Origin of the sequence: Streptomyces sp. NPDC058691 (assembly GCF_042714775.1) — a bacterium.
In the GTDB taxonomy this organism is placed as follows: domain Bacteria; phylum Actinomycetota; class Actinomycetes; order Streptomycetales; family Streptomycetaceae; genus Actinacidiphila.
Genome location: NZ_JBHXSO010000068.1, coordinates 1 through 11,988 on the forward strand (window position 1 = coordinate 1; position 11,988 = coordinate 11,988).

13 protein-coding genes are annotated in these 11,988 nt (G+C 72.3%); 8 read left to right on the forward strand and 5 right to left on the reverse strand.

What is annotated here, in order from left to right; genetic code table 11:
* The first annotated feature begins 474 nt into the window (after positions 1–474).
* Complete coding sequence (locus ACFWVC_RS33340; RefSeq protein WP_384296439.1) at positions 475–1,866, forward strand: OFA family MFS transporter; 1,392 nt, start codon at positions 475–477, stop codon at positions 1,864–1,866.
* 83 nt (positions 1,867–1,949) lie between these two features.
* Here ACFWVC_RS33340 and ACFWVC_RS33345 read toward each other — a convergent pair whose 3' ends face one another.
* Together ACFWVC_RS33345 and ACFWVC_RS33350 are read right to left on the reverse strand one after the other, a co-directional pair.
* The gene (locus ACFWVC_RS33345; RefSeq protein ID WP_384296442.1) at positions 1,950–2,267 is read right to left on the reverse strand and encodes a chorismate mutase; all 318 of its coding nucleotides are present in this window, start codon (positions 2,265–2,267) and stop codon (positions 1,950–1,952) included.
* 28 nt (positions 2,268–2,295) lie between these two features.
* Entirely contained in the window at positions 2,296–2,934 is a 639-nt protein-coding gene (locus ACFWVC_RS33350; RefSeq protein ID WP_384296446.1) for a LysE family translocator, read from the reverse strand.
* A 69-nt stretch (positions 2,935–3,003) separates the two neighbouring features.
* On the opposite strand from ACFWVC_RS33350, the gene ACFWVC_RS33355 reads away from it, so the two are divergent.
* Positions 3,004–3,519 (forward strand): VOC family protein, encoded by a 516-nt coding sequence (locus ACFWVC_RS33355; protein ID WP_384296449.1) that lies wholly within the window; start codon positions 3,004–3,006, stop codon positions 3,517–3,519.
* 27 nt (positions 3,520–3,546) lie between these two features.
* Here ACFWVC_RS33355 and ACFWVC_RS33360 read toward each other — a convergent pair whose 3' ends face one another.
* Together ACFWVC_RS33360 and ACFWVC_RS33365 are read right to left on the reverse strand one after the other, a co-directional pair.
* Positions 3,547–4,227 carry a GntR family transcriptional regulator gene (locus ACFWVC_RS33360; protein WP_384296452.1) on the reverse strand — a complete coding sequence of 227 codons (681 nt, stop codon included), beginning with the start codon at positions 4,225–4,227 and terminating at the stop codon, positions 3,547–3,549.
* Between the two features lie 126 nt (positions 4,228–4,353).
* Complete coding sequence (locus ACFWVC_RS33365; protein WP_384296455.1) at positions 4,354–5,295, reverse strand: rhomboid family intramembrane serine protease; 942 nt, start codon at positions 5,293–5,295, stop codon at positions 4,354–4,356.
* A gap of 126 nt (positions 5,296–5,421) precedes the next feature.
* Between ACFWVC_RS33365 and ACFWVC_RS33370 the strand changes: the two genes are divergently transcribed.
* The 4 genes from ACFWVC_RS33370 to ACFWVC_RS33385 all read left to right on the forward strand — a co-directional run bounded on the left by ACFWVC_RS33370 (position 5,422) and on the right by ACFWVC_RS33385 (position 8,912).
* Positions 5,422–6,306, forward strand: a complete 885-nt coding sequence (locus ACFWVC_RS33370) for a hypothetical protein (RefSeq protein WP_384296459.1) — start codon at positions 5,422–5,424, stop codon at positions 6,304–6,306.
* A 167-nt stretch (positions 6,307–6,473) separates the two neighbouring features.
* Entirely contained in the window at positions 6,474–7,325 is an 852-nt protein-coding gene (gene fdhD / locus ACFWVC_RS33375) for a formate dehydrogenase accessory sulfurtransferase FdhD (protein ID WP_384296462.1), read from the forward strand.
* A 151-nt stretch (positions 7,326–7,476) separates the two neighbouring features.
* Positions 7,477–8,064, forward strand: a complete 588-nt coding sequence (locus ACFWVC_RS33380; RefSeq protein WP_384296466.1) for a TetR/AcrR family transcriptional regulator — start codon at positions 7,477–7,479, stop codon at positions 8,062–8,064.
* Between the two features lie 2 nt (positions 8,065–8,066).
* Positions 8,067–8,912 (forward strand): thioesterase family protein, encoded by an 846-nt coding sequence (locus ACFWVC_RS33385; RefSeq protein ID WP_384296468.1) that lies wholly within the window; start codon positions 8,067–8,069, stop codon positions 8,910–8,912.
* Between the two features lie 36 nt (positions 8,913–8,948).
* Here ACFWVC_RS33385 and ACFWVC_RS33390 read toward each other — a convergent pair whose 3' ends face one another.
* On the reverse strand, positions 8,949–9,311 hold the full coding sequence (locus ACFWVC_RS33390; RefSeq protein ID WP_384296470.1) for a UBP-type zinc finger domain-containing protein: 363 nt from the start codon (positions 9,309–9,311) through the stop codon (positions 8,949–8,951).
* Between the two features lie 295 nt (positions 9,312–9,606).
* Between ACFWVC_RS33390 and ACFWVC_RS33395 the strand changes: the two genes are divergently transcribed.
* Both ACFWVC_RS33395 and ACFWVC_RS33400 read left to right on the forward strand, forming a co-directional pair.
* Positions 9,607–11,349 carry a hypothetical protein gene (locus ACFWVC_RS33395; RefSeq protein ID WP_384296472.1) on the forward strand — a complete coding sequence of 581 codons (1,743 nt, stop codon included), beginning with the start codon at positions 9,607–9,609 and terminating at the stop codon, positions 11,347–11,349.
* Between the two features lie 11 nt (positions 11,350–11,360).
* Positions 11,361–11,933 carry a hypothetical protein gene (locus tag ACFWVC_RS33400; RefSeq protein ID WP_384296474.1) on the forward strand — a complete coding sequence of 191 codons (573 nt, stop codon included), beginning with the start codon at positions 11,361–11,363 and terminating at the stop codon, positions 11,931–11,933.
* Positions 11,934–11,988: the final 55 nt, after the last annotated feature.

An 11,988-nucleotide genomic window follows, 5' to 3' on the forward strand; every position in this document is an offset into this window, starting at 1 on the left:
TCAAACTCTCCGACTCACCCACCACCATCCACCGCTCACCCCTCCTCGGCGAACACAACCACGACATCTACCACCACGAACTCGGCCTCAACGAAAACGAGTTGCCCCTCCTCAAGGCACAAGGCGTGATCTGACCCATGGGAACCGTGATGAGCGCAGGAACCAGGCCGACGCAGGCGCGGGCGGCACCCGTCGCCGGACACGTCACCGGCGGTACGCCGCCCTAGGCGGACGGGACGCGAGCACGTCCCTCCGCGAGCGCGGCGCATCCGCCGCGTGCGGGCCGAGCACTCGGCCCGCCACTGATCCTGCCCGGACGGCGTCGTACCGGGCAGTCGCTCCCGCTTGCGAGCGGAGCACAAGGGGCGGCACCGGTCCCGCGACAAGCGCGGCCGGACCTCCCGCCCCGGAAGCACCACAAGAGAACCGTCCAGGGGGCGCTGGCCCGGCTCTTACGAGGCAAGGGGAACGACAATGGCGTCATCAACATCGTCTCAACCACCGATTTCCTACACGGAGGTGACGGACCGCAACGGCCGCACGTACCGGATCGGCGAGACCGACCGGCAGATCATGGGGCGGCCCCGGTGGACCATGGTGATCCTGCCGTGGGTCGCCATGATGGCCATCAGCTCCTCGGAGTACGCGTTCACCTCCGCCGAGGACACCCTCGCCGGCGCGCACAACTGGCACGGCGCGCACATCTTCTGGCTGCTCGGCGTCTGGATCCTCTTCCAGGCGGCGGTGGCCTTCCCGGCCGGCAAGATGCGGGAGAACGGCACACTGTCGGCACGCGCGGCGATGGTGCTGGGCGCGGCCGGCACCCTCGTCGGCTACCTGTCGCTGGCCCACGCGCCCAATGTCTTCTGGGCGTACCTGGGCTTCGGCTTCTTCGGCGGTGGCGGCGCCGGTTTCGTCTACGCCACCTGCATCAACATGGTCGGCAAGTGGTACCCGGAGCGCAAGGGCGGCAAGACCGGCTTCGTCAACGGCGGTTTCGCCTACGGGTCGGTGCCCTTCATCTTCCTGTTCAAGAACTACATGGACCTGGGGAACTACGGGAACATCCTGGTCGTGGTGGGTGTCGGCCTGGCGCTCGCCGTCGCGGTCAGCGGCTTCTTCTTCAAGGACCCGCCGAAGAACTGGTGGCCCGCGCACATCGACCCGCTCGCGGTCTCCGACGACCCCCGGATTCGCCGGGCGCTGGAGAAGAACCCGCCGGCGGTCAAGCAGTACACCCCGATGGAGGCCGTCAAGACCGGTGTCCTGCCGCTGATGTGGTTCTGTCTGCTCTGCACGGCGGGCGTGAACATCTTCGGTATCTCGTTCCAGGTCGACTTCGGTGACGAGATGGGCTTCGCGGGCGGCATCGTGGCCCTCGCCATGAGCCTGAAGGCGATCGTCAACGGCACCGGCCGCGGTGTCATCGGCTGGATATCCGACCGGTACGGGCGGCGGCAGACGCTGACCTTCGTCTGCGTGGTGCTGGGCCTGGCGCAGTTCGCGGTCTACTTCTCCGGCTCGATGGGCAGCTTGCCGCTGTTCCTGCTGGCGTCGATGGTCTCGGGCTTCGGCGGCGGCGCGATCTTCCCGTTGTTCGCCGCGATGACCGCGGACTACTTCGGTGAGAACAACAACGCCTCCAACTACGGCCTGGTCTACAGCTCCAAGCTGGTCTCCGGCCTGGTCGGGGCAGGCGTCGGCAAGATCGTCGTGGACGCCTGGGGTTATGGCGGCGCCTTCATCCTGGCCGGCTGCATCGGCCTGTTCACCGGTGGTCTCTCACTGCTGCTGCGGCAGCCGGGCCGTCCCCGCGCCAAGGACATCCGGCCGAACCCGCAGCCCATCAGCCGGGAGATGGTCTGAGATGCCGGCTCGACAGCCGGTGAGCACTGCGGCATGACGGGAGCCTCAGCCGTGGAACCTCACGGCTGAGGCCCACGCGGAGGTCATCCGGAGCGGTCGGCGGCGATCGCCTTGTGATGCCGGATGACCTCTTCGACAATGAATTTGAGGAACTTCTCCGCGAAGGCCGGGTCGAGGTGCGCCTCCTCGGCCATCTGCCGCAGCCGCGCGATCTGCTCGGCCTCGCGCCGCGGATCGGCGGGCGGCATGTCGTACGCGGCCTTCAACTCGCCCACCTGCTGCGTCGCCTTGAAACGCTCCGCGAGAAGGTGGACCAGGGCCGCGTCCAGGTTGTCGATACTGCCGCGCAGGTAGCGCAGGCGCTCCAGCGCCGCCGCGTCGTCCGCGTGTCCGTCGTCCATCCGCCCAGCCTATCCAGCGGCGCGGTGATCAGTCGGTACGCCCCGTCGCGGCGACCGTCACACCCAGACCGATCATGGCCAGGCCCCCCGCGCCGCCGACCATCGACAGCCGGCGCGGCGAGCGCGCGAACCAGGAGCGGGCCGCGGAGGCCACCAGGCCCATGGTGCTGTCGGAGGCCAGCGCGATGACGTTGAAGACCAGGCCGAGCAGCAGCATCTGCGCGCTGACGTGCCCGGCGGCGCGATCCACGAACTGCGGCAGCACGGCCGCGTAGAACACCATCGTCTTGGGGTTGGACACCCCGACCACGAAGCCCTCGGCCAGCGTGCGCAGCGCGCCGCGCGCCGCCCCCGCCTCCCCGGCGGCCATGCTGAGCGCCTTGCGGTGCCGCAGCGCCTTCACCCCCAGGTACACCAGGTACGCGGCGCCCGCGAGCTTCAGGGCGGCGAACAGCAGCGCCGACCGTTCCACGACCGGGCCGACACCGAACGCGACCGCCAGGACGAGGACGTACGAGCCCAGCGTGTTGCCGGCGACGGAGGTCAGCGCGACGCGGCGGCCGTGGGCCAGCGCGCGGCCGATGACGAAGAGCACGCTGGGGCCGGGGATGAGCACCAGCAGCAGCGATACCAGGGCGAACGCCGCCACTCGGTCGAGGGTCACCATGCCCGGAGGGTAATCGGGTATATGTTCCGGCGCACTGGATTATCCACGGGGTTGGAAGGCAGGACGGACATGGGTCAGCCACAGGGCAAGGAACTGGAAGCCGTACGGGCGCGACGGGAGGAGCTGCGCACGACGTATCTGCGCGAGCCCGGCAAGCGACCGGCGACGGCGGCGGCGGGGGTGCACCACGTGGCGTTCATCTGCCGCGACGTGGAGGAGACCATCCGCTTCTACCAGGAGTTCCTGGGCTTCCCGCTGGTGGAGCTGGTGGAGAACCGCGACTACGCGGGCTCCAGCCACTTCTTCTTCGACATCGGCCACGGGAACCTGCTGGGCTTCTTCGACTTCCCCGGCCATGAGCACCCCGAGCACCACGAGACCATCGGCGGTCTGCAGCATCTGGCGCTGTCGGTGACGGCGGAGCAGTTCGACGCCGCGAAGGCACGCCTGGACGCGGCCGGCACCGACTACCTCGGGCCGGACCGGGGAGTGGACAACAGCCTCTACATCCGCGACCCGAACGGCCTCAACATGGAGCTCTACCGGGAGCGGCTCGGCTACTTCGAGGGCAATGCGCTGTTCTGATCCGGCGGCCTGCCCGGCGGGCGGCGCTCAGCCCTTGTCGGCGCGGGCGTGGTAGGAGTTCCTGGTCTGCTCGGTGTGGGCGCGCATGATCTCGCTCGCCCGCCCGGCGTCGCCCTCGGCGATGGCCCCGATCAGCTCACGGTGCTCGATCCAGGACTGCGGGCCGCGCTGCCGGGCGACCGGGGTGTAGTACCAGCGCACCCGCCGGTCGACCTGCCGGGAGAGCTCGGCCAGTACCGCGTTGCCGGCCAGCTCCATCACGTACGCGTGGAGGGCGGCGTTCGCCGCCACCACCGCGTCCACGTCGTCCGCCGCGACCGCGGCCTCCCCCGTCGCGCACAGCTCGTCCAGCCGCTCCAGCCCCTCGGCGGTGGCGTTGGCGGCGGCCAGGCGGGCGGCCTCGGTCTCCAGCAGCGCGCGGACGACGAGGAGCTGGTCGGCCTCCTCCTCGGTCGGCTCGTGGACGAACGCCCCCTGGGCCGGGCGCAGATCCACCCACCCCTCGGTGTTCAGCCGCTGGAGCGCCTCGCGCACGGGCTGGCGGGAGACCCCGAGGTGGCCGGCCAGTTCGGTCTCCACCAGATGCTGACCGGGGCTCAGCGCCCGGGTGATGATGAGTTCGAGCAGCGCCTCGTACACCCGCTCGCGCAGGGGCCCTGGACGCTCCAGTTTGGGCACTGATCCCTGCGACAGCCCAGTGGACAGCATCTCGGCCCCCAACCTTTCCGGGGATGATTGGCTTTCGTCTACAGTCTACCGGGCGCAGGGCCTGCCCGGGACACCGCCCCGGCGCGTGACCCTCTTCACACCTCGAAGACCCAGCGGCCTTCCCCTCTATGCGGCGCCGGTGAGTTGGGAGGTCTTCACCATCACCAGTACCACCAGTAGGGCCAGCATCGCGACGGCGCCCGCCGCCTGGACGAGGGTCCGGTGCCGGGCGGGGGCATAAGCGAAGGCGAGTCCGACCGCGCCCCCCGCGAGCAGGCCGCCGAGGTGGCCCTGCCAGGAGGTGACAGCCGCGGACACGAGCATCCAGACCAGGAGCCCGGTGAGCAGTTGCCGCCCGCCGAGGGGGTCGTAGTGCAGCCGGCGGCTGAGGACGTAGTACGCCGCACCGAGCCCGAAGATCGCGCCCGACGCGCCCACCGCCCCCACGCCAGGTGCGATCAGGTACTGCATCACGGAGCCGCCCACGGCGGACAGGAGATAGAGCGCGAGGTAGCGGACGCGCCCGAGCTGGGCTTCGACGACGCGGCCGAGCGTCCAGAGCGAGGACATGTTGAACAGGATGTGGGCGATCCCGAAGACGCCCGCGTTCGGCAGGAGATGGAGGAACGCCGAGGTGATGAGGCGGTACCACTCGCCGTGGGCGATGCCGATCGCCTGGAAACCGGGGGGCACCGCGCCGTCGAAGACGTACCTGTGCCCGTCGGGCCCCAGCAGGCTCTGGCCGAGGGCGCTCAGCCGGTCGACGATGCCCGGATGCAGCAACTCGCCCACGTACATGGCGATGTTCAGCGCGATCAGCGCGTAGGTCACCGCGGGCACGCCCGAGGTCGCGATCCTGCCGCCGAAGGCCGTGCGGGCCTCGCGGACGCCGCGGTTGCCCTCGCGGACGCAGTCGGGGCACTGGTGGCCGACGGACGCCTCCCGCATGCAGTCCGGGCATATGTAGCGGTCGCAGCGCGTGCAACGGACATACGACTCGCGCTTGGTGTGGCGGTAGCAGGTGGTGACCGGGGGCTGGGTCCCCTGATCGGCGTCCGTGGTGCTCACGAGTCACAGCCCCTGTCGGCGTACGACACAGTAGATTCGCACGGTTGTACCCAGCTCCGGCACCGCGCGTCAAACCATGGCCGCGACGCTGTTCCGCGGCCCGCGAGTGCCCCCTACAGTGATGTCGTGACGAGCGACGTATCCGCCGCCGAGCAACCGGAGTTGGTCCTGCGAGGGCGCGGCGTGGCCGCCCGCTTCCGTGGGGACGACGTACTGCTGAGCGAAGGACATGTGCGGCGCCGCATTCCGGTGGCCGCGATCGAGGAGGTCCGTGCGGCCGGCCCGCAGGGCAGCACCGCGGAGATCGTCCTCACCACCGCGGGCGGCCCCGCGACCGTGCACTCCGTCACGCACCACAACTCCCGTGCCGTGACGGCGTTCACCGCGGCCGTCAACGCCGCGCTCCCCGCGCGCGACGCCGACGAGCCCCGGCAGGACGGCGAGGCCCTGGTGGAGGTGACCTCCACCCGGTCCCGGCCCGTGAAGGACGCGAAGCCCGCCGAGGAGGCGAGCACGGCCGATGCCGTCGGGGGGTTCGCGGCCCTGGTCCTGATACTCGGCTGGCTGGCGGGTCTCATCTGGCGGCTTGTGGACGGCGAGGGGGCGCTCCGGTGGGGGCTCGCCATCCTGCCTGCCTTCATCGGCTTCGGCGCGCTGGCCGGATGCGTCTCCGAGCTGGGCAAGGGCCTGGCCCTGCGCCGGCGCGGTATCACCGTGATCGCCGCCTTCGACCGTAAGGAGCAGCCCGCCGACAGCGAGGCCTCGGCGGTGACCGTCTACCGCTTCACCGACCTCAAGGGGGTCGTCCACGACTACCGGGGCAGCGGCCGCAGGGTCGAGGGAGACGCGCAGCGCGTGGAGATCACGTACGACCCGGACCACCCCGAGGTGGTCTCGGGCACCGGCTGGTACGCCCGGCTCGCGGGCGTCACGGGCCTGGGCCTGCTCGCCCTCGCGCTGTTCGCCGGAGCCCTCTACTTGATGGTCGGCAGCGTCGTGGACGTGTTCTGATCCCCGCTCCCTACGTGCACGGCTCTTGACCCTTTACTGGGATGCTGTAGACAATCTACCGAACGGTCGGCGGCGACCACGCCGCGCGGCACCGCACGTTCGCGTGGCAACCTTCGTACCAAGGGCCGAATCGGCCGCCCGCACGGACAGAACCGGGACTGATCGACATGGGACGGGTCACCGAACGGCGCCGCGTACTGCGGATCAGGGACGGCGCCATCGACCACCGGGCGGACACCCTGGTCGCCGAGGAGCCGCTGGAGATTCGGCTGAACGGCAAGCCGCTCGCCATCACGATGCGCACCCCGGGCGACGACTTCGCCCTGGCGGCCGGATTCCTGGTCAGCGAGGGCGTGCTGGGCAGCGCCGAGGAACTGGCGAACATCGTCTACTGCGCGGGCGCCACGGTCGACGGGTCGAACACCTACAACATCGTCGACGTGCGGCTCGCGCCCGGTGTCCCCGTCCCCGACATCACGCTGGAGCGGAACGTCTACACGACGTCCTCCTGCGGCCTGTGCGGCAAGGCCAGCCTGGACGCGGTCCGCACGACCGCGCGCTGGCCCATCACCGACGTCTCCCCGCTCCGGCTCGAACCGGCCCTGCTGTCCGCGCTCCCCGACCGGCTGCGCGCGGCCCAGCAGGTCTTCGACCGGACCGGCGGCCTGCACGCCGCCGCGCTGTTCACGGCCGACGGCGAGCTGCTGGACGTACGCGAGGACGTCGGCCGCCACAACGCCGTCGACAAGATCGTGGGACGCGCCCTCCAGCAGGGCCTGCTCCCACTCGCCGGGAAGGTCCTCATGGTCTCCGGCCGCGCGTCCTTCGAGCTCGCCCAGAAGGCGGTCATGGCCGGCATCCCCGTCCTGGCCGCCGTCTCGGCCCCCTCCTCCCTCGCCGTCGATCTCGCCGCCGAATCGGGCCTGACCCTCGTCGGCTTCCTCCGCGGCGCGTCCATGAACGTGTACGCCGGCGAGGAGCGCATCGCCCTGCCCGCGCCGGCGGCCGGCCGGGGCTGACCCGCCCCTCCGGCGTGCACGCGCTCGGGGCCGGCCGGCGGGGTTGCGCCCCCTGCGCCGGTCGGTTCCCGTCGCCGAATCCATACCAGGGGTGGGGGCGCGGTACGGGGGGGGGTAGACAGTGTCCACCGCGCGGTGGACACTGTCTACCATGCCGACCGACCCCCGTTCCCGCCTGCTCGGCGCCGCCCTCGCCGTGCTCGACGAGGAGGGCGTTGAGGGGCTGACCCTGCGGGCGATCGCGCGCCGGGCCGATGTGTCGCACGGCGCGCCGCTCAAGCACTTCCCGCACCGCGCGGCGCTGCTGTCGGCCGTCGCGACGGCCGGGTTCCGGGAGCTCAACGCCTCGGCGGAGGCCGCCGTACGGGACTGCGCCGACGACGCGTCGGCGAGGGCGCGGCTGCGGGCCGGGGCCCGCGGGTACGTGCACTACGCGCTCGGGCAACCCGCCATGTTCACGCTGATGTTCCGGCACGATCTGCTCGACCCCCGGGACAGGGAGCTGAGCCGGGTGAGCCTGTCGGCCTTCGACGAGCTCCTCGTGCTCGTGCGGGCCGCGCAGACGGACGGCTGGCATCCGGCGGCCGACCCCCGCGCGCTCACCGGCGCACTGTGGTCGGGACTGCACGGCCTGGTGCAACTCTGGTTGTGGGGCTCCCTCGCCCTCGCGACCGGCGCGGCGTCCGTCGACGCGGCGCTGGACGCGCTGTTCACCTCGTTCGACCTCAAGGGACGCTGACGATGACGCAGACCTACGGTTTCGACCGCGAGACCGCGCTGACCCCCCGCCCGGGCGAGCCCTCGCTCCACGACGCCGAGCTCCACGAGGGCTGGCGGATCGGCATGGGCATCAACGGCGGCCTGCTGCTGGCACTCGCCGGACGGGCGCTCGCCGCGGAACTCGGCGGGGGCGAGCGGGGACACCGCGACCCGTTCTCGATCAGCGCGTACTACCTGTCGACCTCACTCCCCGGCCCGGTCACCGTCCGCACCGAGACGCTGCGCCGCGGCCGCACGGTCTCCACCGGCACGGCGTCCGTCGTGCAGGACGGACAGGAGCGGCTGCGCGCCATCGCCACCTACGGCGACCTGGACGGCCACGACCACGCGGGTGACGTGCGGACCTCCGCGACACCTCCGCAGATGCCGCCGCCTGAGCGGTGCGCCGGCACCGACATGGCGCCGCCCGACTTCCTGAAGATCGCGCCGATGCTGGACCGGGTCGAGCTGCGGCTGGACCCGGACACGGTCGGCTGGGCGGTCGGGGCGCCGTCCGGGCGCGGGCTGATCCAGGGCTGGCTGCGACTGCCCGACGGCCGCGAGCCGGACCCGCTGATGCTGCTGCTGGCCGTCGACACGCTCCCGCCGGTCAGCTTCGACCTGGGTATCAGGGGCTGGGCCCCCACCCTGGAACTGACCGCCCACATCCGGGCCCGGCCCGCGCCGGGCTGGCTGCGGCTGAAGCACTCCACGCGCAACTTCGCCGACGGCTACATGGAGGAGGACGCCGAGGTCTGGGACTCGGCGGGCCGTCTCGTGGCGCAGTCGCGGCAGCTGGCACGGGTGCGACTGGAGGAGACGGCGTAACACCGCCGCCGCTGCCCCACCGGCGCGCCCGCGGCGTCAGTGCAGTTGCTGCTGCCAGTCCTCGGGCACCTGGCCGGACGGGCCCGGTGACGGCTGGCTTTCCGGGCGCGAGGTCGGCGGGGGCAGGGCGGGACCGTCGTAGTACTCCTCCGTCTCGACGTTCCAGAACCAGTCCTCACCGGGCTCGAAGCTGGTGAGGAACGGGTGGCCCGCGTCACGGGCGTGCCGCGTGGCGTGCTGGGACGGCGAGGAGTCGCAGCAGCCGATCCGCCCGCACTCGGCGCAACGGCGCAGGTGCAGCCACCAGCCCGGCCCCTCGCCCGCGCCGCAGCCGGCGCAGCCCTCGCCGCTCGGCTTGGACGTGGGGTCGATACCGGGGATCGTACGGTCGTCCGCCATGGTGGTGCCGCCTCCTTCGCGCGCGATCACGTTCTCCTCCGCATGCTAGCCATCCTGCCGCTCCCCCACCCTCCGAAGCGGCGGGCCGCCGCGGTCCGGCGGGCAGGCTCCGCGCTCGGAGTCGTCTCCCTGCCACCGCCGGCCGGGTCACTGTTCCGACACATGGGCAACTCTGGGCATTAAAGGGCTTTTTCGGTCTTTGCCTTGCCTTGTCCTCCACGGCGCCTTCATATTTGTCCCCTCAGCGAGGCACCAATGGGCGCATACCGGCCTCGTTGGCCGGGGGGACAATACTGTGCGTCACACCAAGCTGCCGAAAAGTCTCGGCGACCGGCTTCGGGCCGCGGCTCTGCTGCCCGCCCTGACCGTCCACAGATCCGGGCTGTGGGGCCTTGCCGCCGCCGTCGACCGGCAGGCGGGCCGGACACCCCCGGACCCCGCCACGGTGCCGCCGGCGGGGAGCGCGCACGGCGACGTCTGCGGGCCCGTCCCGGAAGCGAACGCCGAAGCCTGGGCGCAGCTCGACCTGTTCACACTGTTCGGCCGGCCCGAGACGTACCGGGCGCCGGGCCCGTCGGCACGCGAGGCGCGTGTGCGCACCGTGCTCGGCCTGCTCCCCTCCCTGCTGGTCTTCCTCCCCCTGGTGGTCACCTGGTACGGGCTGAGCCGGGCGACCCACGCCTACCAGGAACTGCGCTCCACCGGCGAGGGACGGCGCATCGCCGACGGCCGCACCTTCCTCGACCTGTGGCAGGACGGTTTCGGCGGCCATCTGAGCGGAGCCTTCACCTTCGGCGCGCAGGTGTGGTGGACCATCGCCTCCCTCGGTCTGCTGATCGTGGCGACACTCGCGGCCGGCCTGACGCGCCGCGGCCTGGAGGGGGCCGCGGAACGAGACGCGCAGGAGGCGGCCGCCCGGCTGCAGCCCCTGCTCACGGAGACCCAACTCCATCTGCTCCCGCTGCGGTTGGAGACACCCGCCAGGTTCGCCGCCGAGCTGAGCGGAGCCGCCGCGCGCCTCACCACGCTGCTGGAGGCGGCGAACCGCACCCACTCCGAGAGCCGCAGGGTCGCCGACACCACGGCCGCGCTGCTGCGCACCGCCCAGCAGGACATCGAGAAGCTCTCCTCCGCGGCGGCCGCGCTCGACACCGCCGCGGCCCGGCTGGACGGTTCGGGCGACCGCATGGCCGCGACGACCGAACGCACCATCGTGGCCGCGGAGGCGATGGGCCGGCTGGTCAAGGAGGACATCGAGCGGGCCCGCACGGAACTGGCAGACGCGGCGGGCGCGACCGCCGACGACATCCGGCGGGCGTCGGAGGTCTCGGCACAGCGGATCACGGCGCTCGGCGACGAGGCGGTCCGCACGGTCGCCGCCCTGTCCGACGCCGCCACGCAGCGCATGACGGACATCGGCGGCCAGGTCGAGAAGGCGCTCGAACTGGCCGCGCAGCAGGGCGGCCGTCTGGTCGGCAACGCCTCGGCCCAGGCGGGCGCCTCGCTGACCCGGCTGCTGGACGAGGTACGGGTCGCCGCGGCCGCGCTCGACCGCTCCAGCACCCGGCTCGGCGCGGCCGGGGGCGGTCTGTCGGAGTGGCTGGAGTACACGCTCGGAGAGGGCGCCGACCGGATCGCCCGCACCTATGAACTCGCCATCGCCACCGCGGCCGTCGAGCTCAGCAGGCGGTTCCACGAGGCCGGCGGCGGCGTGGAGAGCGCCCTGGCCGGGTTGACCGAGGCGGTCGGCAGGCTCGAGGGGACGGTCGGCGCCCTCCGGCGCCCGGCCGGCGCGGCGGTCCACGACCACGGGCCGGGCGGGGACGCCGGCCATCCGTCCCCCGCTCCCGGCCGTCACGCGCTCCCCCGGCAGGAACCCCCCGCCGACGCCGTCCCCGCGGGCCCCGCGGACCGGCCGCCGCCAGGAGACGTCCTCGTCGCCGACGGGGAGGAACCGCCGCCACCAGGCGGCACGGTGCTCCTGCGCCGGCCCCATGGCCACGCGGCTCAGGACGGCGGATCGGACGGCGCCGCATGAAGGGCCCAGGGGTGACCCACCTCGCCGGATGGCTGTTCGCCGACCTGTTGCTCGTCCTGGTGCTGATCGTGCTGGGCGGCCAGACCATCCAGAACGTCGGACCGGCGGCGCCGGAGTCCTCACCGGCCGCGAGGGCCTCCGCCGAGCCCTCCGCCAAGGCGTCGGCCACGGCGTCCCCGTCAGCGTCGGCCTCGGCCTCGGCCTCGGCACGAAGCAGGACCGGCATGGACCCGGTCAGCAAGCGCCTGAAACTGCTCGTCAGCCAGGACGTGGCCGACGGCCTGCGCGGCTCCGGGGACGCCCGGGACGCGGCGCGACGCCGGATCAACGAGGAGGTGGACCGGGTGCTCGCCGGGGAGAAGCGCCGCGGGGCGATGATCTTCGTCTGGGGCTCGGACGGCGGATGCGCCGCCTGCACGGCGAACTCCGACCTCAGTTCCCGGTACGCCGACGCGGCGGCGGAGGCGATCGTGCGGGGCCGCCACCGGCTGCTGCCCCGCGCCTCCGCCTTCTACCGCGGCTACATCGACCTGAGCGGCGCCTCCGGGGCGTTGCGCATGGAGGTCTTCTTCTACAACGCGTGAGCGCCGCCCCGGAGCCGGCGCGCCCCCGCCCACGACCCACCGCCGGACCGCCCGC